At 74.1% G+C, this 21,957-nt stretch carries 22 protein-coding genes; 14 read left to right on the top strand and 8 right to left on the bottom strand.

Features of this window, described 5'->3' with window-relative positions; genetic code table 11:
- Positions 1 to 12: 12 nt before the first annotated feature.
- The 9 genes from ACFZB3_RS06555 (at position 13) to hypA (ending at position 7,623) form a co-directional block, all read left to right on the top strand.
- On the top strand, positions 13 to 837 hold the full coding sequence (locus tag ACFZB3_RS06555) for a maleylpyruvate isomerase family mycothiol-dependent enzyme (RefSeq protein ID WP_391370658.1): 825 nt from the start codon (positions 13 to 15) through the stop codon (positions 835 to 837).
- A gap of 241 nt (positions 838 to 1,078) precedes the next feature.
- Positions 1,079 to 2,698 (top strand): hypothetical protein, encoded by a 1,620-nt coding sequence (locus ACFZB3_RS06550; protein ID WP_391370656.1) that lies wholly within the window; start codon positions 1,079 to 1,081, stop codon positions 2,696 to 2,698.
- 3 nt (positions 2,699 to 2,701) lie between these two features.
- Positions 2,702 to 3,796 carry a hydrogenase expression protein HypE gene (locus tag ACFZB3_RS06545; protein WP_391370653.1) on the top strand — a complete coding sequence of 365 codons (1,095 nt, stop codon included), beginning with the start codon at positions 2,702 to 2,704 and terminating at the stop codon, positions 3,794 to 3,796.
- A gap of 56 nt (positions 3,797 to 3,852) precedes the next feature.
- Entirely contained in the window at positions 3,853 to 5,643 is a 1,791-nt protein-coding gene (locus ACFZB3_RS06540; protein WP_391370650.1) for a nickel-dependent hydrogenase large subunit, read from the top strand.
- Entirely contained in the window at positions 5,636 to 6,181 is a 546-nt protein-coding gene (locus ACFZB3_RS06535; RefSeq protein WP_391370648.1) for a NifU family protein, read from the top strand. The genes ACFZB3_RS06540 and ACFZB3_RS06535 overlap by 8 nt, the downstream gene beginning before the upstream one ends.
- The gene (locus ACFZB3_RS06530) at positions 6,178 to 6,798 is read left to right on the top strand and encodes a DUF5947 family protein (protein WP_391370645.1); all 621 of its coding nucleotides are present in this window, start codon (positions 6,178 to 6,180) and stop codon (positions 6,796 to 6,798) included. The genes ACFZB3_RS06535 and ACFZB3_RS06530 overlap by 4 nt, the downstream gene beginning before the upstream one ends.
- Before the next feature lie 58 nt (positions 6,799 to 6,856).
- Positions 6,857 to 7,063, top strand: a complete 207-nt coding sequence (locus ACFZB3_RS06525) for a hypothetical protein (RefSeq protein ID WP_391370642.1) — start codon at positions 6,857 to 6,859, stop codon at positions 7,061 to 7,063.
- A 43-nt stretch (positions 7,064 to 7,106) separates the two neighbouring features.
- Positions 7,107 to 7,277: a hypothetical protein gene (locus ACFZB3_RS06520; protein WP_362587085.1), complete on the top strand. Its 171-nt coding sequence runs from the start codon at positions 7,107 to 7,109 to the stop codon at positions 7,275 to 7,277.
- A gap of 7 nt (positions 7,278 to 7,284) precedes the next feature.
- Entirely contained in the window at positions 7,285 to 7,623 is a 339-nt protein-coding gene (hypA, locus tag ACFZB3_RS06515) for a hydrogenase maturation nickel metallochaperone HypA (protein ID WP_391370638.1), read from the top strand.
- Positions 7,624 to 7,691: 68 nt separating this feature from the next.
- Here the strand turns inward: hypA and hypE are convergent, their stop codons facing one another.
- The 7 genes from hypE to ACFZB3_RS06480 all read right to left on the bottom strand — a co-directional run bounded on the left by hypE (position 7,692) and on the right by ACFZB3_RS06480 (position 15,568).
- Positions 7,692 to 8,681 carry a hydrogenase expression/formation protein HypE gene (hypE, locus tag ACFZB3_RS06510; protein WP_391372052.1) on the bottom strand — a complete coding sequence of 330 codons (990 nt, stop codon included), beginning with the start codon at positions 8,679 to 8,681 and terminating at the stop codon, positions 7,692 to 7,694.
- Positions 8,682 to 8,748: 67 nt separating this feature from the next.
- Positions 8,749 to 9,876: a hydrogenase formation protein HypD gene (gene hypD, locus ACFZB3_RS06505; protein ID WP_391370636.1), complete on the bottom strand. Its 1,128-nt coding sequence runs from the start codon at positions 9,874 to 9,876 to the stop codon at positions 8,749 to 8,751.
- A complete protein-coding gene (locus ACFZB3_RS06500; protein ID WP_391370634.1) occupies positions 9,873 to 10,163 on the bottom strand; it encodes a HypC/HybG/HupF family hydrogenase formation chaperone in 291 nt (96 codons plus the stop codon). The genes hypD and ACFZB3_RS06500 overlap by 4 nt, the downstream gene beginning before the upstream one ends.
- 3 nt (positions 10,164 to 10,166) lie before the next feature.
- Positions 10,167 to 12,530 (bottom strand): carbamoyltransferase HypF, encoded by a 2,364-nt coding sequence (gene hypF / locus ACFZB3_RS06495; protein ID WP_391370631.1) that lies wholly within the window; start codon positions 12,528 to 12,530, stop codon positions 10,167 to 10,169.
- Entirely contained in the window at positions 12,527 to 13,249 is a 723-nt protein-coding gene (hypB, locus tag ACFZB3_RS06490) for a hydrogenase nickel incorporation protein HypB (protein WP_391370628.1), read from the bottom strand. Before hypB ends, hypF begins: the two co-directional genes overlap by 4 nt.
- Positions 13,250 to 13,319: 70 nt before the next feature.
- On the bottom strand, positions 13,320 to 13,901 hold the full coding sequence (locus ACFZB3_RS06485; protein ID WP_391370625.1) for a hydrogenase maturation protease: 582 nt from the start codon (positions 13,899 to 13,901) through the stop codon (positions 13,320 to 13,322).
- Positions 13,898 to 15,568 (bottom strand): enoyl-CoA hydratase-related protein, encoded by a 1,671-nt coding sequence (locus ACFZB3_RS06480; protein WP_391370623.1) that lies wholly within the window; start codon positions 15,566 to 15,568, stop codon positions 13,898 to 13,900. Before ACFZB3_RS06480 ends, ACFZB3_RS06485 begins: the two co-directional genes overlap by 4 nt.
- 367 nt (positions 15,569 to 15,935) lie before the next feature.
- On the opposite strand from ACFZB3_RS06480, the gene ACFZB3_RS06475 reads away from it, so the two are divergent.
- The 5 genes from ACFZB3_RS06475 (at position 15,936) to ACFZB3_RS06455 (ending at position 21,074) form a co-directional block, all read left to right on the top strand.
- A complete protein-coding gene (locus ACFZB3_RS06475; protein WP_391370620.1) occupies positions 15,936 to 16,670 on the top strand; it encodes a nuclear transport factor 2 family protein in 735 nt (244 codons plus the stop codon).
- The gene (locus ACFZB3_RS06470; RefSeq protein WP_391370617.1) at positions 16,667 to 17,008 is read left to right on the top strand and encodes a YciI family protein; all 342 of its coding nucleotides are present in this window, start codon (positions 16,667 to 16,669) and stop codon (positions 17,006 to 17,008) included. Before ACFZB3_RS06475 ends, ACFZB3_RS06470 begins: the two co-directional genes overlap by 4 nt.
- The gene (locus tag ACFZB3_RS06465) at positions 17,005 to 18,273 is read left to right on the top strand and encodes a sigma-70 family RNA polymerase sigma factor (protein ID WP_391370614.1); all 1,269 of its coding nucleotides are present in this window, start codon (positions 17,005 to 17,007) and stop codon (positions 18,271 to 18,273) included. Before ACFZB3_RS06470 ends, ACFZB3_RS06465 begins: the two co-directional genes overlap by 4 nt.
- A gap of 105 nt (positions 18,274 to 18,378) precedes the next feature.
- Entirely contained in the window at positions 18,379 to 19,545 is a 1,167-nt protein-coding gene (locus ACFZB3_RS06460; RefSeq protein WP_391370611.1) for a serine hydrolase, read from the top strand.
- The gene (locus ACFZB3_RS06455; protein ID WP_391370608.1) at positions 19,542 to 21,074 is read left to right on the top strand and encodes an alpha/beta fold hydrolase; all 1,533 of its coding nucleotides are present in this window, start codon (positions 19,542 to 19,544) and stop codon (positions 21,072 to 21,074) included. The genes ACFZB3_RS06460 and ACFZB3_RS06455 overlap by 4 nt, the downstream gene beginning before the upstream one ends.
- Here the strand turns inward: ACFZB3_RS06455 and ACFZB3_RS06450 are convergent.
- Entirely contained in the window at positions 21,040 to 21,954 is a 915-nt protein-coding gene (locus tag ACFZB3_RS06450; protein WP_391370605.1) for a pyridoxamine 5'-phosphate oxidase family protein, read from the bottom strand. The two genes, ACFZB3_RS06455 and ACFZB3_RS06450, sit on opposite strands and share 35 nt — an antisense overlap.
- Positions 21,955 to 21,957: the final 3 nt, after the last annotated feature.

The following is a 21,957-nucleotide window of genomic DNA, read 5'->3' as shown; positions in this document are numbered from 1 at the left end:
GGGGTGACCGGCGTGGATCAGGCGGCACGGCAGGACGTCGGCGGGGCGCTGCCCGCGGAGCTCGGGCGGGCGATACGGCAGACGGCCGCGGACATCGCGGCCGTACTCGACGGCATCGCCGACACGAGCGGACCCGTACCGGGATCGCAGTGGACGGTCGGCGAGGCGGCGGCCCATCTGGCGCTGGCCAACGAGCTGATGGCCGACCTCGCCCTGGGGCGGGAACGGCCCTACGGGGACGGTACGCCGCAGAGCCTGGCGGCGGCCAACGCCGAGTCGCTGGCCGTGTTCGAAGAGCGCCGGGCGGCGCCGCTCGCGGCCATGATCACCGAGCAGGCGGACCGCTGCGCCGACGCGCTGGCCGCGGCGGCGGACGGCCCGGCGCCGGTGACCCCGCTCGGCCCGATGGACCGGTCCGTGCTCGCCTCCTACCTGCTCACCCACATGCTGGGCCACGGCTACGACCTCGCCCGCGCGGTGCGCCGCCCGCACATGATCGACGCCGAACGGGTCGCCAGGTGCCTGCCGTTCCTGCTCTCGGTGATGCCGGCCGTGGCGGACGGCACGGCCACCGCCGGTCTGACCGCCCGTTACACGATCCGGCTGCGCGGTGGCGGCGGCGGCTTCGGTGTCTCCCTGGCCGACGGCACCGTAGAGGTGGCTCCGGAACCGCGGGACCGTCCGGACTGCACGATCCTCATCGATCCGGTCGCCTTCCTGCTCATCGCCCTCGGCCGTCGCAACCCGTGGCTCGCCATGGCCCGCGGCCAGGTGTTCGCCTTCGGACGCAAGCCCTGGCTCGGGCCCCGCTTCCCCGCCCTGTTCGTCGCCCCCTGACCGCACCGGCCCCCTGACCGCACCGGCCCCCTGACCGCACCGGCCTCCTGACCGCACCGGCCCGCCGCTGCCGCGCCGTCGCACTCCGGCGGCCGGACCGGCGCCCGTGCGCTGTCCGGCGTACGCCCCGGCACCCGTCCCCCGTCCGGCCCAACCCCGCTCCGCCAGAAGAGGCGGGCGGGCGTGACCGGTGTGACCGTGGTGGAAGGTATGGGCGCGCGCACGGATCCGAGGAGGCTGCATGGCCGAGGGACTGGTCGACGGCAGAGCGCCCCGCACTGCCCTGGTGGACGGCTCCGGCCGCCCCGCGCCGACCTTCGATGCGATGAGTGCAGTCGCCGACGCCGTGCTCTACGAGGGCTACCTCCTCTACCCCTATCGGCGGTCCTCGCCGAAGAATCGTGCCCGCTGGCAGTTCGGGGTGCTCTTCCCGCGCGACCGGGCGGAGGCCGACGGTCCGGTCAGACCGGGCGTGTCGGGTTCGGCGGACTCCTGGTACCAGCAGACGGAGTGCCTGCTGCGGGTGCGCAGGCCGGACGCGGTCCTGCGGCTGCGGGTCCGGTATCTGCAGCTTCAGCACAAGCAGGTCGAGGACGCCGAAGGGCGGCCGGTCGAGTCGCTCGCCTGCGACGACGGGACCGTGCAGCTCACCTTCGAGGAGGCGGTGGCCCGCGAGGCCGAGTTCACGGTCGCGCTGGACGGGGACGAGCACGGGTTTCCGGTGGGCTCGCCGGCCGGTACCGACGTCGAGGAGCTGCCCTCCGGAGCCGGGCGGATCGTGCGTCGCCGGGCGGAGGTGCGGGCGCGTACCGTCCTCGTGGCCGAGCAGCTCGGGGGAGACCTCATCCGGCTCCGGGTCCGCACCACGAACGAGGGGCACCCCGGAGACCCGCACGCCCCGCGCGACCGGGCGCTGCGGCACGCGCTCATCGCCACCCACACCCTCCTGGGGGTCGAGGGCGCGGAGTTCGTCTCCCTGATCGACCCGGGCCGGGCCCTCCAGGAGGCCGCCCGGAGCTGCCGCAACGACTTCACCTTCCCGGTGCTCGGCGGCGCGCCGCCCGCCGTCGCCCCCGCGGACGGCTCGGTCTCCGGCCTGCTGCTCTCCTCGCCGATCATCCTCCCCGACCATCCGCAGGTGGCCCCGGAGAGCCCCGGTGACCTGCACGACGCCGGCGAGATCGACGAGATCCTCACCCTGCGCACCATGCTGCTGACGGACGAGGAGAAGCGGGAGGCACGGGCCACCGATCCGCGGGCCGCCGAGATCCTCGACCGGGTCGACACCATGCCGCCGGAGGTCTTCGAACGCCTGCACGGCGCCATCCGCTCGATCGGCCCGGCCGGCCGGACCACGGGCAGCGAAGGCTCTGCCGACGCACCCGCCGCCGACCCGGCAGGCGCCGTCGACACACCCGCCACCGACCCGGCAGGCGCCGTCGGCGCACCCCTCCGCGCCCCGGCCTCCGCCGGCGAGGACTTCCTCGCCGGGCGGCCCGCCTGGTGGCAGGAGGGCGGCGACGACGGGCTGTCCCCGACCACCGACACGGTCCTCGTCGACGGCGTGCGGGTCGGCGGCGGCAGCCCGGTGCGGCTGCGCCCGCGCGGCAGGGGCGCCGACGCCCAGGACATGTTCCTCGCCGGCCGCACGGCGACCGTGGCCGCCGTCTTCCACGACGTGGACGGCAGCACCCACCTCGCCGTCACCGTGGACGACGACCCGGCGGCCGAACTGCACGGCTGGTACGGCCGTTACCACTACTTCCGGCCCGACGAAGTCGAGCCGCTCGGGGGCACCGAAGTCCCGGATCCAGCGGCGGCTGCCGAGCCGTCGCCGGGGCCCACACCATCGGAGGCCTAGCACATGAGCACCAGCAAGAACGGCACCACGGCCGTCGGCGGCGAACCCGCCCGGGCCGACGGCGAGCACCAGGGGTTCGACGAGATCACCATCCTCTGGATCTCCGAGGGCATGAGCTGCGACGGCGACACCGTCTCGGTCACGGCCGCCGACCAGCCCTCCATCGAGGACCTGGTCCTGGGCCTGATCCCGGGCATGCCGAAGGTCAACCTGGTCAACAAGGTGCTCTCGCCGAGCCTGGGAGGCGAGGACTTCCTCGCGCCGTACCGGGCGGCCGCGCGGGGCGAACTGGAACCCTTCATCCTCGTCATCGAGGGCTCGATCCCGAACCAGAACATCATCGAGGGCGACGGCTACTGGACGTCCTTCGGCAACGACCCGGAGACCGGCCAGCCGCAGACCCTCAACGACTGGATCGACGAACTGGCGCCCCGGGCCTGGGCGGTGGTGGCCGTCGGCACCTGTGCCACCTTCGGCGGCATCCACGCCATGGCCGGCAACCCGACCGGCGCGATGGGCCTCGCGGACTACCTCGGCTGGGACTTCAAGTCCCAGGGCGGGCTGCCGGTGGTGAACATCCCGGGCTGCCCCGTCCAGCCGGAGAACTTCATGGAGACCCTGGTCTGGGTGCTCTACCACGCCGCCGGCACCGCTCCCCCGCCGCCGCTGGACCACATGCTGCGGCCGCAGTGGCTGTTCGGGCGCACCGTCCACGAGGGCTGCGACCGCGCCGCCTACTACGAGCAGGCGACCTTCGCGGCGGACTACAACTCGCCCAAGTGCCTGGTCAAGACGGGCTGCTGGGGTCCGGTCGTGAACTGCAACGTGCCCAAGCGGGGCTGGATGGCCGGCATCGGCGGCTGTCCGAACGTCGGCGGCATCTGCATCGGCTGCACCATGCCGGGCTTCCCGGACGCGTTCATGCCGTTCATGGACGAGCCGCCCGGCGGCACCCTCTCCTCGCTCGCGATCAAGCCGTACGGGGCGGTCATCCGCAGGCTGCGCGGCTTCACCAACGAGCTGGTCAACCACGAGCCCAAGTGGCGCCACAACAAGCGCAAGCTCACCAGCGGCTACGCCCCGCGCTGGCGCCCCTGACCCACCCGCGCCCTCCCGCACCCCCAAGTCCCCCCACAGCAAAGGTCAGCGAGCCGATGACGACAGAGGCCCGGCACAAAGGGCGCAAGCCCGCTCAGATCGTGGACATGTCCTGGGATCCGATCACCCGGATCATCGGAAACCTGGGCATCTACACGAAGATCGACTTCGCCAACAAGGAGGTGGTGGAGTGTCACAGCACCTCCTCCCTCTTCCGCGGCTACTCCGTCTTCATGAAGGGGAAGGACCCGCGCGACGCCGGGTTCATCACCTCCCGCATCTGCGGCATCTGCGGCGACAACCACACGACGTGCTCCGACTACGCCCAGCAGATGGCGTACGGCGTGAAACCGCCGCCGCTCGCCGAGCACATCGTCAACCTCGGCGAAGCGGCCGAGTACATGTTCGACCACACGATCTTCCAGGACAACCTGGTCTTCGTGGACTTCTGCGAGCAGATGGTCAAGGCCACCAACCCGAGCGTCCTGGCCCGCGCGCAGAAGACCAACGCGCCGCGCGGTGACATCCACGGCTACCGGACCATCGCGGACATCATGAAGGCCTTCAACCCCTTCGAGGGCGAGGTCTACAAGGAGGCCCTGAAGGTCTCCCGGACCACCCGCGAGATGTTCTGCCTGATGGAGGGTCGGCACGTCCACCCCTCCACCCTCTATCCGGGCGGTGTCGGCACCATGCCGTCGCCGACCGCGTTCACCGACTACCTCAGCCGGCTGATGCACGTCATCGACTTCGTGAAGAAGGCCGTCGCCATGAACGACGACGTCTTCGACTTCTTCTACGAGGCGCTGCCCGGCTACGAGGAGGTCGGCAAGCGCCGTATCCTCCTTGGCTGTTGGGGCGCATGGCAGGACCCGAAGGTGGTCGACTACAAGTACGAGAACATGGACCGCTGGGGCAAGGCGATGTACGTCACCCCGGGCATCGTGGTCGACGGCGAGCTGGTCACCAACAACCTGGTCGACATCAACCTGGGCCTGCGGATCATGCTCGGCAGCTCGTTCTACGAGGACTGGGTCAACGAGGACCCGTTCGTCACCCACGACCCGCTCGGCAACCCCGTCGACATGCGCCACCCGTGGAACCAGACCACCCTCCCGGTGCCGCAGAAGCGGGACTTCGAGGGCAACTACAGCTGGGTGATGAGCCCACGCTGGTTCGACCAGCGCACCGGCGACCACCTGGCCCTGGACACCGGCGGCGGGCCGCTGGCCCGGCTCTGGTCGACCGCGCTCAGCGGCCTCGTCGACACGCCGTACATCAAGGCCACCGGCAGCAGCGTGCGGATCTCGCTGCCCAAGGGCCCGGAGCTGCCGGAGACCACGCTGGAGTGGAAGATCCCGAAGTGGTCGAACACCCTTGAGCGCGACCGCGCCCGGCCGTACTTCGTGGCGTACGCGGCCGCCATGGCCCTGCAGTTCTTGGACGAGGCGATGGGCCTGGTCAGGTCCGGCGACACCAAGGTGTTCGAGGACTTCGAGGTGCCGGACGAGGCGATCGGCTGCGGTTTCCACGAGGCCGTGCGCGGGGTCCTCTCGCACCACCTGGTGATCAAGGACAAGAAGATCGCCAACTACCACCCGTACCCGCCGACCCCGTGGAACGCCAGCCCCCGCGACAAGTTCGGCACCCCGGGCCCGTACGAGGACGCGGTCATGGGCCAGCCGATCTTCGAGGAGAACGGCCCGGACGACTTCAAGGGCGTCGACATCATGCGCACGGTCCGCAGCTTCGACCCCTGTCTGCCGTGCGGTGTCCACATGTACACGGGCAAGGGCAAGACGCTGAGCGTCACGCACTCGCCGGTGTACGGGGCGAACCATGGCTGACGCGCGGCTCGACGGACCGGCGGTCGAGTCCCGGCTGGCCCGGCTCGACGGGCTGCTGGAGAGCCTGGAGTCCGCGCCGGGGCCGACCGGCGGCTCGGCCGTCGAGGCGGTACGGCTGCTGACCGAGGTCTACGGCGAGGCACTGGCCCGGATCCTCGACCACGCGGACCCGCCGCTGGCCGAGCGGCTCGCCGACGACGAGCTGCTCGACCACCTCATGGTCCTGCACGGCATCCACCCCGACCCGCCCGAGCGCCGGGCCGCCCGCGCGGTCGAGCGGCTGCGTCCCGCCGTGCGGGAACGCGGCGGTGACGTCGAGTGGGCCGGTGTGGAGGGCGGGGTCGGCCGGGTGCGGCTGGCCACCGGCGGCGGTTGCGGCTCGGGGTGCGGCGGAGGTACCACGGAGGTGACCGACGCCGTCCGGGAGGCGGTGCTCGCCGCGGCCCCCGAGCTGGCCGACGTGCAGCCGGTGCCCGAGGCGCCGGCACCCGCCTTCGTCCCCCTGGACTCCCTGCGCCGGCCACAGGAGGCCCGGTGACCACCCGGACGCCGGCCGGCGGAGCCCTGGCCCGCCTCATCCGTTCCTCGGCCGACCGGCGGCCGGCGGCCGGGGCGGAGGTGTGCGACCTGTGCGCCGAGCCGCTGGCCGAGGACCATCCGCACCTGTACGACACCGGGCAGGCCGAGGTCCGCTGCGCCTGCCGGGCCTGCTCGGTGCTGTTCGCCGGCACCCGGCACGGCACCGGCGCGGGCGGCGGCCAGTTCCGGCTGGTCCCCACCCGCCGGGTCCGCCTCCCGAAGGTGGACACCGCGGCCCTCGGGGTCCCGGTCGGCCTGGTCTTCTTCGTGCCGCGCGCCGACGGCACGGTCACCGCCGAGGGGCCGAGCCCGGCGGGGGCCATGCGCTGGGAGGTGGCGGCGGAGGGCTGGCAGCGGGCGGTCGCCGGCTGCCCGCCCCTGGCCGGCCTGACCCCCGACGTCGAGGCGCTGCTGGTCAACACGGTGCACGGCCTGGACCACCACTGGATCGTCCCGGTCGACGACTGCTTCCGCATGCTCGCCGTCGTCCGCCGGGAATGGCGCGGCCTGTCCGGCGGCGGCCGGATGTGGCCGGCCGTGGAGCGTTTCTTCGAGGAGCTCACCGAGCGGCCTTGAGCTGAGCGGCCATGAGCCGAGCGGCCTCGAGGAACGGCAACACAGGAAGGAGAACCCCATGGGCAGCATCCGAGTCGGCCGAGCCCAGGCCCGGCCCGACACACCGTCCCACGTGCCCGGCATGCACCAGGGGAACAGGGGTCCGTACAAGAAGCAGACCGGACACCACCCGGACGGCACCGCCGACGCGCGGCGCTCGACCAACATCCACTGGAAGCGGCACGACGCCCTGCTGGACGTCATGCCGAACATCCCGCCCGCGTGACACAGAAGCGCGTGACACAGAACAGGGAGTGCCCGCTGTGAAGATGCAACGCAAGAGAACCGGAACGGCGGCCCAGCGCGTGCTGACCGCCGAGGTCGCCGTGGTGGGCGCGCTGCTCCTGGCGCTGTTCGTCACCGAGATCCCCAGCATGATGCGCGAGATGAGGATCTGGCGGATCGCCGGCGGGCTGCGCGCCGGCCACCGGTATCCGTGAGCCGGTCGTGCACGAACTGTCGATCGCTACCGCGATCGTGGAGCAGGCCGACGAGTGGGCCCGGGCGGACGGCGCGGACCGCGTCCGCGCCGTGACCGTCCGGGTCGGCGAGCTGTCCGGGGTCGTCCCCGACGCCCTGGACTTCGCCTTCGAGGTGGCGCGCGAGGGCACCGTCCTCGCCGGCGCCCGGCTCGTCGTCGAACAGGTGACCGCACAGGCCTGGTGCGGCCCCTGCGCCGAGGAGTTCGCGGTGGGCATGCCGCCGTTCTTCTGGTGCCCGCGCTGCGACCGGCCCTCCACCGACCTGCGCAGCGGCCGGGAGCTGGAGATCACCGCGGTCGAGTGACCCCGCCGGTGCCCGGGACGGTCCGGGCACCGGCGGGGTCACGCCCAGTCGTCGGGCGAGAGCCGCCGTCAGCAGATGCGCGGCAGCTGCTCCCCGAGCGGGAGATCGACGACCCGGGTGCCGCCGAGTCCGGTCGCCACCACCACCATGCCGGGGTGTTCGGTCACGCACTCCCCGATCCGGGTGGCGCCGGCCCCCTGCGGGTGGGCGCGCATCGCCTCCAGCACCGCGTCGGCGTCCGTCGGCGGGACGAAGGCCACGAGCCTGCCCTCGTTGGCGACGTAGAGCGGGTCCAGGCCGAGGAAGCCGCAGGCGCCCGCGACCGCGTCCGGTACCGGCAGGGCGCGCTCGGCGAGCCGTACGCCCGTCCCCGAGGCGCGGGCGATCTCGTTCAGGGAGGCGGCCAGGCCGCCGCGGGTCGGGTCGCGCAGGACGTGGACGTCGGGGGTGACGTCCAGCATGGTCGCGACCAGGTCGGCCAGCGGCGCGGTGTCGCTGGCGATCTCGACGCCGAACTCCAGCCCCTCGCGCACGCTGAGCACGGCGACACCGTGCAGGCCGATCGGTCCGCTGACGATGACGGCGTCGCCGGGCCTGGCCCGCTGCGGCCGGATGTCGACCCGCTCGGGGACCAGGCCGACGCCGGCGGTGGTGACGTACACCCCGTCCCCGTGGCCGCTCTCGACCACCTTGGTGTCGCCGGTGGCGATCGTGACCCCGGCCGTCTCGGCCGCCGCGCCCATGGCCCGCGCGATGCGTTCGACGACCGACAGCTCGACGCCCTCCTCCAGGACGAAGGCGGCGGAGAGGTAGGCGGGCCGGGCGCCGCTCATCGCCAGGTCGTTGACGGTGCCGTTGACGGCGAGGTCGCCCAGGCAGCCGCCGGGGAAGAACAGCGGCCGTACGACGTAGGAGTCGGTGGAGAGCGCGAGGCGGGCGCCGCCGAGGTGGAGGACGGCGGAGTCGGTCATCCCGGCGAGGAGGGCGTTGCCGTAGGCGGGGGCGAAGATCTGCTCGATCAGTTCGGCGGAGAGGGCGCCGCCACCGCCGTGGCCCATGACCACGACCGGCTGGTCGCGGATCGGCGCCGGGCAGCTCCAGTTCGCGGGGTCGACGAGGGTCTGCTCAGCCAACGGGGTTCATCTCCTCGCGCGGGAGCGCCGGTTCGGACATCCGGCGGTAGAGGTAGTAGGCGGCGCAGGCGCCCTCGCTGGAGACCATGGTGGCGCCGAGCGGGGTGCGCGGGGTGCAGGTGGTGCCGAAGGCCGCGCAGTCGGTGGGTTTGATGAGCCCCTGCAGGACCTCGCCGGCACGGCACTCGGCGGGTTCCTCGGTGCGGATGCCGGTGACGTCGAAGCGGTGCTCGGCGTCGAAGTCGCGGTAGGCCGGGCTCAGCCGCCAGCCGCTGCCGGGGATGCGGCCGATGCCGCGCCAGTTGCGGTCGGTGACCTCGAAGACCTCCTCGATCATGCGGATCGCGGCCGGGTTGCCGTCCTCGCGCACGGCACGGGCGTAGGCGTTCTCCACCCGGTGCTCGCCGCGTTCCAGCTGGCCCACCGTGCGGCGGATGCCCTCCAGGATGTCGAGCGGTTCGAAGCCGGTGACGACGACGGGGACCCGGTGCCGTTCGGCGAGTCGGGGGTACTCGGCCATGCCCATCACGCTGCACACGTGCCCGGCGGCCAGGAAGCCCTGCACCCGGCAGGCGGGGGCGGTCATGATGGCCTCGATGGCCGGGGGGACCCGGACGTGGGAGACCAGCAGGGTGAAGTTGGCGAGGCCCAGGCGCTTGGCCTGGTGGACGGCCATGGCGTTGGCGGGGGCGGTGGTCTCGAAGCCGATGGCGAAGAACACCACCTGCTTGTCCGGGTGGCGCCGGGCGAGTTGGAGCGCGTCGAGCGGTGAGTAGACCACGCGGACGTCACCGCCCGCGCCCCTGACCCGGAACAGGTCCCGGTCGGTGCCGGGGACCCGGAGCATGTCGCCGAACGAGCAGAAGATCACGTCGGGGCGGGCGGCGATCTCCAGTGCCTTGTCGATGCACTCCAGCGGGGTGACACAGACCGGGCAGCCCGGCCCGTGGATCAACTCGACCTCCTCCGGGAGGAGTTGGTCGATGCCGTGCCGGATGATCGAGTGGGTCTGGCCGCCGCAGACCTCCATCAGGGCCCAGGGCCGGGTGACGGTGGCCCGGATCTCGTCCAGCAGCCGGCGCGCCAGCCGCGGGTCGTTGAACTCGTCGAGGTACTTCACCGCGCCTCGCTCCCCTCCGCCTGCCGGGCCGCCTGCTGCCAGGCGTCGCCGAACTCCTCCTCCAGGAGGCCCAGTTCCTCGAAGAGTTTGAGGGAGGCCAGGGCCGACTCCTCGTCGAGGCGCTGCAGGGCGAAGCCCACATGGACGATGACGTACTCCCCCACCTTCACGTCGGACACGTACTCGAGACACGCCTGCTTCTGCACACCGCCGAAGTCGATCAGGCCGGTGAGCGGATCAGCGGTGTCGTCGATGCTCACGACTCTGCCGGGCACTGCCAAACACATGGGTCACTCCGTCTCGTCGCTGACTGCCTTGCGTCGGTCGTCGTCGGGCCGTGGTCCGTGGGCCGCGACCACCAGTTGCCCGAGCGCCAGTCCGCCGTCGTTCGGCGGGACTTCGCCGTGCCGCAGGACCGTGAATCCGGCGCCGTGCAGCAGGTCCGCACTCGCGTCCTCAAGGAGCGCGTTGGCGAAGACGCCTCCGGTGAGGGCGACGGTGGTCAGTCCGGTGGCGCGGCGCGCGCCGCGGCAGAGGTCCAGGACGGCCCGGGCGACCCCGCGGTGGAAGCGGGCCGCGATCACCGGCACGGGGGTGCCGCGCCGCAGGTCGGCGATGATCGCGCAGAGGGCGGGGGCCGGGTCGAAGCGGTCGCCGAAGGGGTACGCGGCCGTCTCCGTGCCCCAGGCCGCGCAGGCCTGCGCCTCCAGTTCCAGGGCGGCCTGGGCCTCGTACCCGGTGCGGTGGCACACGCCCGCGAGGGACGACACCGCGTCGAAGAGGCGCCCCATGCTGGAGGTGGCCACGCAGCCGACCTGGCTCGGCAACTGCCGTTCCAGCAAGCGGAGTTCCTCGCGTGAGCAGGCGGCGACGCTGGGCAGGTCGGCGTCCCAGGGCAGGCCGGCCGCCCACAGCCGGGCCAGCGCGGTCCGGCACGGGTTGGCGACGCCCGCGTCCCCGCCGGGCAGCGGGGCGGGGGCGAGATGGGCGAAGCGCCGGTAGCCGGTGTAGTCGGCGACGAGCACCTCGCCGCCCCAGACGGTGGCGTCGTCGCCGTAGCCGGTGCCGTCGAAGGCGACGCCGATGACGGGTGTGGTGCCGTCGAGGCCGGCCTCGGCCATGGCGGCGGCGATGTGCGCGTGGTGGTGCTGGACGAACACCGGCCTGCCGAGACCGAGCCGGGTGGCGCGGCGGCGGGCCCAGGCGGACGAGTGGTAGCCCGGGTGCCGGTCGGCGGCGACGCGTTCGGGCTGGATCCCGGTCAGCCGGCGTACGTGCCGTTCCGCCCGGACGGCCGCCTCCAGGGTGGCCAGGTCGCCCATGTCGCCGATGTGCGGCCCGAACCAGGCCAGGTCGCCCTCGCCGACGCACAGCGCGTTCTTGAGGTCGCCGCCCACCGCGAGCGCGGGCCGCACCGGGACCGGCAGGCGCAGCGGGCGCGGCGCGTAGCCGCGGGAGCGGCGCAGGACCTGTTCGGTGCCGTCGGCGCGGACCCGCAGCAGGGAGTCGTCGCAGGGCGAGGCGATGGGCCGGTCGTGGACGAGCCAGGCGTCGGCGAGTCCGAACAGCCGGGTCAGCGCCTCGTCGTCGGCGGTGACGATGGGCTCGCCCGAGCGGTTGCCGCTGGTCATGACGAGGACGCGGGGGCCGGCCGGGTCGCCGGGGAGGCCGAAGAGGAGGGTGTGGACGGGCGTGTAGGGCAGCAGGACGCCGAGGTGCGGGCTGCCGGGGCAGACGCCGGGGGCGAGCCGGGCGGCCGGGCGGGGGCGGAGCAGGACGATGGGACGGCGGGGGCTGGTGAGCGCGGCCCGCTCGGCCGTCCCGACCTCGGCGATGCGCTCGGCCTCCGCGAGGTCGGCGCACATCACCGCGAACGGCTTGTCGCCCCGCGCCTTGCGGGTGCGCAGGGTGTCCACGGCGCGGGCGTCGGAGGCGTCGCAGGCCAGGTGGTAGCCGCCGATGCCCTTCACGGCGACGATCCGCCCGGCGGCGAGAAGTTCCCGCGCCCGTGAGAGGGCATCACCGTCGCGAGCGGCTCTCACCCCGCTGCCCGCGGCGGGCACCAGCCGCAGCCGGGGGCCGCAGTCCGGGCAGGCCACGGGCTGGGCGTGGAAGCGGCGGTCGGCCGGGGTGTCGTACTCCAGGGTGCAGGCGGGGCACATGGGGAAGCCGGACATGGTGGTGGCCGCGCGGTCGTACGGCATGCCGGTGGCGATGGTGAAGCGGGGCCCGCAGTGGGTGCAGGTGATGAAGGGGTGGCGGTGCCGGCGGTCGGCCGGGTCGGCCAGTTCGCGCAGGCAGTCGGGGCAGGTGGCGGTGTCGGGCGGGAGGAGGGTGCGGCCCGGGGCCGACTGCTCGGTGGCGCGGATGGTGAAGCCGGGGTCCGCCCCGGTGGCCGGTACCTCCTCGACGGCCACGGCGGTCACGGCGGCCAGCGGCGGCGGCTCACCGGCGAGCCGCGCGCAGAACCGTTCGACGCCGGCCGCCGTTCCCTCGACCTCGATGAGCACCCCGTTCGCCGTGTTGCCGACGAACCCGGTGAGCGCCAGGTCGGCGGCCAGGCGGTGGACGAACGGGCGGAACCCCACGCCCTGCACGGTCCCGTGCACGGTGACGCGCCGGCGGACGGCCGCCGCCGTGGTGGGCGCCGTCACGAGGCGCTGGGGGCGTGGACGTGGCCGTGCGGGTGCGGGGCGAGGGGCGGGGTGTGCACGGGGGCGCCGTCCCGTGCGGCGAGCACCCGGTCGAGGACGGTGTCGACGCCCTCCCCGGTGCGGGCGCAGGAGCGGACGATCTCCACTCCGGGGTTGACCCGGCGCACGTGCTCGGCGAAGGCGTGCTCGTCGAACCCGGCCGGCCCGGCGAGGTCGGTCTTGGTGAGCACGACCAGGTGGGCGGAGCCGAAGGCGGTGGGGTACTTCGCGGGCTTGTCCTCGCCCTCGGTCACCGCCATCAGCACGATCCGCAGGTGCTCGCCGAGGTCGTAGGAGGCCGGGCAGACCAGGTTGCCGACGTTCTCCACGAACAGCAGCGCGGTGTCCGCCGGCAGCCAGCCCTCCAGATGGCCGCGGACCTGCCGGGCCTCCAGGTGGCACAGCCCGTCGGTGAGCAGCTGCTTGACCGGCGCTCCGGAGCGGGCCAGCCGCTTCGCGTCGTTCTCGGTGGCGAGGTCGGCGGTGAAGGCGGCCACGGACACGCCCCGCTCCCCCGCCCGGGCCAGCACCCGGCCGAGCAGCTCGGTCTTGCCGCTGCCGGGGCTGGAGAGCAGGTTCACCACGCTCACCCCGCGCGCGGCCAGGTCGCTGCGCAGGCCGGCGGCCAGGCCGTCGTTCCTGGCCAGGACGGCCCGGGTGACCTCCTCCGACTGACACATGGGGACTCCGCTCCTCGGTCGCTGGGTTCGGGAAGGACCTGCGGAGCGCGCGGTTCCGCGTCCTGGTCCGCTAGCGATCCTCCGCGCCGGTGGCGGCTGTCGGCGGGCGACCGGCCGCGGCGGGGGCCGCGGATTCCTCCGGGCGGGCCAACGCGGGCGTGACCAGGGGATCCGCCAGCAGCGCCGGGACCAGGGTGTGCAGGGCCTCGACGGCCCGGCCGACCGCGTCCCGGACGGCGGCGCTCAGCCCCGGGGCGATGTCCTCGTCGCCCCGCGGCAGCTCTCCGGGCTCGCAGGCGAGCACGAGGACGCGGGGCAGGGCCTCCTCGCCGAGGTGGGCGGCGAGGGCGAGCACCTTCGCCGGGTCCATGCCGTGCGCCTCGGGCGGGGCCGCCGGGCGGCCGTCGGGGAGTTCGGGTTCGACGAGGGACAGGGTGCCCGGGCGTTCGCCGCGGACGGCGGCGTCCACGAGCACGACCACCGGCCAGCCGTCGAGCAGGGCGTAGGCGAGGTCCATGCCCCGGATGCCGTAGTCCCGGACCTGTGCGCCGGGCGGCAGCGGGCGCTGCTCCAGGGCGCGGATCACCTCCGGGCCGAAGGCGTCGTCGCCGAGGAAGATGTTCCCGACGCCCGCCACCAGCAGCCGCGTCACCGGGCACCGCCCGGTACCTTGCGGACGAAGTCGGAGCGCAGCGAGTGGTAGGCGGCGTCCGGGTCGAAGAACAGGGCGTGCATCCGGGCGAGTTCGTCGCGGCGGTACTCGGCGAGCGGCCGTTCCTCCTCGTCGGCCCGGCGCGCCGCGGCCTTGGCGGCGATCCGGCGGTCGAGATCCGGAGCGCCCGCCAGCTCGGCGGCCAGTCGCTCGGCCTCGGCGGTGAACCCCTGCGCGGGGACCCGTACCAGCCGGTCGACGAGCCCGATGCCGGCGGCCGTCGCGGCGCTCACCGGCCGGGCCTCCTCCGTCAGCCGCCGGGCGGCCGCCATGCCGACGCGGCGGGGCAGCGAGTACGTCCAGAACTCCGAGCCGTACAGGCCCATCCGCCGGTAGTGCGGGTTGAGCACGGCGCCGGCGCGGCACCAGACCTCGTCGGCGGCGAGGGCGAGCATGGCCCCGCCGGCCGCCGCGTTCCCGCCGAGAGCGGCCACGACGAGCCGGTCGGTGGTCCGCAGTACGGCCTCGACCAGGTCGTCCATGGCGTGGAGGTTGGTCCAGGACTCCTCGGCGGGGTCCGGGGCGGCCTCGATGACGTTGAGGTGGATGCCGTTGGAGAAGAAGTCGCGCCGGCCGCCGAGGACCAGGACCCGGGTGGGCCGGTCGAGGGCGTACCGGTAGGCGGCGAGCAGGCGCCGGCAGTGGTCGGTGCTCATCGCGCCGCCGGGGAAGGAGAAGGTGACGAGGCCGACGTCGCCGTGCTGCCGGTAGCGGATGTCGGTCCAGGTGCGGCGGTCCGCGGGCAGTTCGAGCGGGGCGGGGCTCCCGGGGAGGCCGGGGCCGCCGAGGACGTCGGTGGCGGGGCGGCGGAAGGGGGCCGGGTCGCCGGAGTTCCTGCGGGGGCGCAGCTCGGGGATCCAGACGGCGCCGTCGCGGGTGGCCCGGCAGACCGCGCCCGCCCGGGTGGCGAGCAGCTCGCCCGGTGCTCCGCGCAGTCGGTCCTCGGGGTGGCCGCCGTGCAGGAACACCTCACGGCCGGCGAGTTCGTCCAGCACCCCCGGCTGGGAGTCGGCCCCGCGCAGCTTGCGCAGCACCGTCGCGGTGTCGTCGGCCGCCCAGTCGATCCGCCGCCGCTCCTGCCGGAGGACGTCCCGCCAGACGACCTTGCCGTGGATCGCGGGATCGCTCTGCGGCCGCGGCTTGTACGAGCCGTCCGCGTACCGGCGTACCGCCCGGTGGACGGCGGTGAGGGCGGCGTCGGCGGCCTCGTTGCGGTAGAGGTCGCTCTTGCCGACCGGCGCCACCGGGAACGGCTCGCTCGCCCAGACCGGGCCCGCGTCCATGGCCGCCTCGGCCTGGAGCACGGTCACCCCCCACTCGGCCGCCCGGTCGGCGATGGCCCAGTCGAGCGAGGAGGGGCCCCGGTCGCCGAGCGGTCCCGGATGGACGATCAGGCAGGTGTGCTGCTGCCAGACGTCCTCCGGGAGTGCCGTCTTGAGCATCGGCGCGACGACCAGCTCCGGGCGCCGGTCCCGTACGGCGCGGCGGACGGCGTCGGGGCCCTGGCCGGCGAGGACGACGTCCACCCGGTGGCCGAGGTCGGACAGTTCGGCGTAGACCCGCTGGGACAGGCTGTTGAACGCGCTCGCGACGAGCAGAATGTCCATGGTGCGGCATATTCGCCGCTTCCACGGCTCCCGGAAAGGACCCGTGCGGCGTTTCGCCCGCCGTCCCGTGCCGCGCGCCCCCGTTCAGGCGCCGGAGCGGGAAACGGGGCCGTCCGCCGGGCCCGCGGTGCGAGGACGGGTGCGCCCGTGCCGACCGACGGCAGCCGGTGGCGCACCCTGGCCGGGGCGAAGTGCCGGCACGACCCGTACGGCATCCTGGGCGGGGCCACGGCATCGGCCGGTGAGCCGCCGCCGTCCGCACGGGAGGCGACCGGGCGTCGCGGGAATTCGGTGCACCGGGGTGTCGATCGCGCGGGGTGCCGTTCGTCGGTGGGGTGCAGGAAGCTCTTGAGGACCGGGAGGAACCATGAAGTACATGCTGCTGGTCTGCGGCGACGACACCGCTGACACGTCCGGGATGGCACCCGTCGAACCCTGGGTGGAGGAGCACGGCGTCCGGCGCGGGGCCCGGTTGTACGGCCACCGGCTGCAGCTGCCGGACCGGGCGGTCACCGTGCGGGTGCGGGACGGTGAGGTGCTGCGCACCGACGGGCCGTTCGCGGAGACGAAGGAGTACGTGGCCGGGTTCGACGTCGTCGACTGCGACGGCCTGGAGGAGGCCGTCCGGATCGCCGCCTCGCACCCCGTGGCCAGCATCGGGGCCATGGAGGTGCGCCCGTTCTGGGACGAGGGGCTGATGGAGGATGCCGAGGGGGCCGTCCGCCGTATCGACGCCGAACTGACCGAGGCCGCCCGCGACCGGGACGTCGACCGGATGCTGGCCTGCTACGCACCCGACGTGGAGGCCTTCGGGCCGGCCGGTGCGGAGGTGTGGTCGGGAACCGGCGCGCTGCGCAAGGCGGTCGAGGCGTGGTTCGCGACGTTCACCGGGCCCGTGCACCGCGAGGTGCTGGAGCTGCGGGTGCGTCCCGGGGAGGGCAGTACCTTCAGCCACGCCCTGGTCCGGATCCACGGCACCCGGGTGGGCGGGGAGCCCGTGGACCGGGTGGTGCGTGCGACCACCGGCTACCGGGACACCGGTTTCAGCTGGCTGATCGCCCATGAACACGTGTCGGTGCCCCTGGAGGCGGAGCAGTCATGAAGTACGTCCTGTTCATCTGCACCCCCGTCGGCGGCGAGGAGTCGAGCCCGGCCGAGATCGCCGCGGACCCGCGCTTCGCCTCGTACATCCACGAGGTCCGTACCCGGGACGTCGTCCGGGGCGGTGCCCGGCTGCGGCCCGCCGCCGACGCGACGACCGTCCGGGTCCGGGATGCCGAGGTGCTGCTGAGCGACGGGCCGTTCGCCGAGACCAAGGAGTACATCGCGGGCTTCGACGTCATCGAGGTCGCCGACCTCGACGAGGCGATCACGCTGGCCTCCCGGCACCCCGCGGCGCTCGCCGGCGGCTCGGTAGAGGTACGGCCGGTCTGGGAGTGAGCACCACGGACGAGGTCGAGGCGGCCGTCGCGACCGCCTTCCGCGAGGAGTGGGCCCAGGTCGTCGCCACCCTGATCCGGGTGACCGGCGACTGGGACCTCGCCGAGGAGTGCGCGCAGGACGCGTTCGCCCAGGCGCTGGAACGGTGGCGGCGCGACGGGGTGCCGGGCCGCCCCGGCGCCTGGCTGACCACGACCGCCCGCAACCGCGCCCTGGACGTGTTGCGCAGGGCGGCGGTGGGGGCCCGGAAGCTGCGGGAGGCGGCGGTGCTGGCACGGGACGAGGGGCCCTACGACCCGTACGACCCGTTCGGCGAGGGCGACGACAGCGGGGTGGCGGACGACCGGCTGCGGCTGCTCTTCACCTGCTGCCACCCGGCGCTGCCGATCGAGGCCCGGGTCGCGCTGACGCTGCGCACGCTCGCCGGGCTGACCACGCCCGAGATCGCGCGCGCCTTCCTCGTCCCGGAGGCGACGATGGCACAGCGGCTGGTGCGGGCCAAGCGGAAGATCCGCAACGCCGGCATCCCGTACCGGGTGCCGCCCGCGCACCTGCTGCCGGAGCGCACGACGGGCGTCCTCGGTGTGCTGTACCTGCTGTTCAACGAGGGGTACGCGGCCACGGCCGGCGACGGCCTGATGCGGACCGGCCTGTGCGCCGAGGCGATCCGGCTGGCCCGGCTGCTGGCCCGGCTGATGCCCGACGAGCCGGAGGTCGTCGGGCTGCTCGCGCTTCTGCTGCTGCACGACGCCCGCCGGGACACCCGGGTCGACGCGGCCGGCGACCTGGTCACCCTGGAGGAGCAGGACCGCACGGCCTGGGACCGCGCCGAGATCGACGAGGGCGCCGCGCTCCTGGACGGCGCGCTGCGCCGGGGCCGCCCCGGCCCGTACCAGATCCAGGCCGCCATCGCCGCCTGCCACACCACCGCGCCGGCCGCCGCCGACACCGACTGGGCCGACATCGCCGGCCTCTACGGCGAACTCCAGCGGTACGTCCCCTCGCCCGTGGTCCGGCTGAACCGCGCGGTCGCCGTGGGCATGGCCGAGGGCGGGGAGGCGGGGCTCGCCCTGGTGGCGGAGCTGGCGGCGGAGGACGGCCTGACCGGCTACCACCTGCTGCCCGCGACCCGCGCCGACCTGCTGCGCCGCATGGGGCGTACCCGGGAGGCGGCCGAATCGTACGCGCAGGCGTTGGAGTTGGCGGAGAACGCGGCGGAGCGCAGGTTCCTGGCGAAGCGCCTCGCGGAGTGCCGTTCGGCGTAGGCAGCCTGGGGTTCGCCGCAGGCTCCGGCCGGGGGTTGTCCCCACGCCGGATGCGGCAGCCCGCCGGAGTGAGCGCGGGGCGGGCCGTGCCTAGCGTGTTGGCGCATGGCAACGTTTCCTCTGAAGTCCGCCCAGGCGTTATCGGTGGCGGCGCTCGTACTCGCGTCCGCACCGGCGGCCCTCGCACGGTCGTCGCCTCCGGGACCGGCCGGGCACTGCGGCCCGCGCGACGGCGTCCGCGCGGCGCTCACCCGGCTGACCGCCGACGATCACATCACCGGAGCCTCGGTCCTCGCCGACGGCCCGTGCGGGCGCTGGACCGGGTCCGCCGGTACGGCCGACCTGCGCACCGGCCGCCCGATGAACACCACCGACCGGCTGCGCGCCGGGAGCGTCACCAAGACGTTCACCGCGACGGTCGTCCTGCAACTCGCCGCCGAGCACCGCCTCTCGCTCGACGCCCCCGTCGACCGCTACCTGCCGGGCCTGATCGACGCGCACGGCTACGACGGCCGGCGCATCACCGTACGGCAGCTCCTCGGGCACACCAGCGGGCTGCCCGACTATCTCGACGCGCCCGAGTGGGCGCGTCCGGAGCGGCTGCGGTACCGCCACTTCGAGACGGGCGAGTTGATCGCGCGGGCCCTGCAACTCCCGCGCCCGGAGGGGCCCTGGCACTACGCCACCACCAACTACCTGGTCCTCGGCCTGATCGTCCGCGAGGTCACCGGGCACGCTCCCGAGGACGAGATCAGCCGCCGGGTGATCCGGCCCCTCGGACTGCACGACACCTACTGGCCCGGAGACGAGACCCGGCTCCAGGGGCCGCATTCCCACAGCTACTTCACGTCCGGCGACGGGCGGCGCGTCGACGGCACCGACTGGAACATGTCCCTCGGCGGGGTCGGCGGTGCCCTGGTCTCGACTCAGGGCGACCTCGTCCGGTTCGCCACCGCGCTGCTCGGCGGACGGCTGCTGCCGGCGGCCCGGCTCGCGGAGATGCAGCGGACGGTGGCCGCCGATCCGGACCGGCTGTGGCCCGGTGCCCGGTACGGCCTGGGGCTGATCTCGTCGCCGCTGTCGTGCGGCGGGGTGTGGTGGGGACACGCCGGGACCGTGCCCGGCGGGCATCGTGCGCTGGTCGCCGTCGGCCCCGGCGGCACAAGCGTGGCCGTCGCCCTGAACCGGGTCCCGGACAGCCTCCGGGCCGAACTGGACTTCCAGGACCTCGTCGACACCTCCCTCTGCGACACCGGAAGGACCTCCGCATGACCGGCTTCGCGGCCACCGCCGCCCTGGCCCTGGCGAGCGCCCTGGCCCTCGGCACCACACCGGCCACGACCGGTGCCCCGGACCCGCTGGCCCGCTACCACCACCAGCACCTCACCTGGAAGAGCTGCGTGCTGGGCCCCGACGACGACACCGGCAGGGACCTGGAGAAGGCGGGCGCCCGATGCGCCGACGTCACCGTGCCGCTGGACTACGCCGACCCGGGCGGCCGTACGATCACGGTCGCCGTCTCCCGGATCAGGGCCGGCGACACCGCCCACCGCGTCGGCGCGCTGCTCCTCAACAGCGGTGGCCCGGGCGGGCAGACGCTCGGTGACCCGCCGTGGGTGCGGCAGGCGATGAAGGACACCGGCAGGCGCTACGACGTGGTCGGGGTGGACCCCCGCTTCGTCGGCCGCAGCACTCCGCTGGACTGCCACTGGCCGACGGGGTCGGGGATCCGCGGCCCGGGGCACGACCGGGCCGGCTTCGACCGCTCCACCGCCTTCGCCGGGGAACTCGCCCGCGACTGCCGGAAGTACGAGGGCGACGTCCTGCCGTACGCCACCACCCGGAACACCGCACGGGACATGGACGTGATCCGGGCGGCGCTCGGTGAGCGGCGGATCTCCTACCTCGGCTACTCGTACGGCAGTTACCTGGGCGAGGTGTACGCCACCATGTTCCCGGACCGTACGGACCGGGTCGTGCTGGACGGCGTGGCCGACCCCGCCCGGTACGGCCCCCGCCTGCTGCGCGGCTCGGAGGCCGCCAACCGGCACGCGCTGCGGGACTGGGCCGCCTGGGCCGCCGCCCGTGACACGACGTACCACTTGGGCCGCAGCCGGGACGCGGTGCTGGGGGTCGTGGACCGGATCCAGGCCGCCGCCGGCCGCGCCCCGCTGCGGGTGGGCGGCTACCGGGTGGACGACAGCGTCACGCCGATGGTCGTCTTCAACGGCCTCTCGCAGGACAACGACGCGGCGTACGGCGACTTCGCGGCGGCCGTCCGCGACCTGCGTGCCGCGGCCGACGGCAGGACCGTCGAGCCGAGTCCGTGGCTCGCCGACGCGCTGGCCTTCGTGCTGACCGGTTCCGACTCGGACTACGGCAGTGTGCAGATGGCCATCCTCTGCGGGGACGTCGCCGCGCCCCGTGACCCGGAGACGTACTGGCGTGACGTCCGACGGGCCCGTGCGCAGGACCCGTTGTTCGGTCCCGTGACCAGCAACATCGGGCCGTGCGCGTTCTGGGACCCGCCGCGCGAGCGCCCGACCACGATCCGGGACGACCTGCCGGCCCTCCTCGTCAACGCGACCGGCGACCCGCGCACCGTCTACGCGGGCGCCCGGGCCGTGCACCGCGCCTGGCCCGCCTCCCGGCTGGTGACCCTGCGCGGTGCGGACCAGCACGCGGTGTTCGGCGTCTACGGCAGCGACTGCGCCGACTCGGCGGTCAACGCGTATCTCGCCACCGGGCGGCTGCCTGCCGCGGACGTCAGCTGCGCCGCGCGTCCTGTGCCAGCGCCCTGAAATCCGCCCACCGCACCCGCGGCCGGGGCAGGCCGCGGCGCCGCAGATAGCGGTCGGTGGCCTGCCTCGTGCTGCGCAGCACGTTCACCGCGTCGCTGACCCGGCCCGAGCCCATCGGCTCCACCACCTTGCCCGGGACCAGCACCCGTCCCGTGCTGTCCGCCCGCAGTTCGCCGCGCACGAGCGCGTTCTGCATGTGGTTGAGGCGTTCGTCGTGCCGGTGCACCAGCAGGGCGGCGGGGCCCGGGGCGGCCGGGCAGTCGGCCGGTACGTCCACGGCGAATCCCTCGCCCGTGGGCACCGGCCTGGTGCGGGCGAGGACCGGTGCCCCGGAGGCGTCGCGCGCGGCGAGCACCGCGGTCGGGAAGCGGGCGAGCTGCGCGGCGCCGACCAGTTCACCGGTGGCCGCGGCGGGCGCGGCGGACTCGGGCAGCGGTGACCGTACGACGACCTGCTGCGGCGTCACGGTGATCAGCAGCCGCAGGTAGTACCAGTCCATCACCAGCCGCATCGGTGCGGTGACGTACGACCTGCTGTGCGGCTGCCGTTCGAACAGCATCCGCCAGTAGTCCTCGGCGCCCTGCGGCCCGGTCATGATCTCGTCGGGGCAGTCGGCGTGGCCGCCGACGAAGATCTGCGGGGGTTTCTCCAGGCCGCTGCCGGTGGGGTCGGAGAAGAGCAGGGCGACGCGGCCGTCCCGGCGGATGTTCAGCGCCTTCTGCGCGAACGCGAGGGACGTGCTGAGCAGCAGCGTCCCGTCCGGGCGGCGGCGCACGGCCGTCGGCCAGGCGAGCGGGGTGCCGTCCCGGCCCAGGGTGGCGAACTCGCAGGTCCGGTAGGCGTCGAGGATGTCGAGCGGGGCGGAGTCGAGGAGGGCCATGGT

The organism is Streptomyces sp. NPDC008092, from assembly GCF_042957285.1.
Classification (GTDB): Bacteria; Actinomycetota; Actinomycetes; order Streptomycetales; family Streptomycetaceae; genus Streptomyces.
This window is presented reverse-complemented; position numbering and strand designations above follow the sequence as displayed.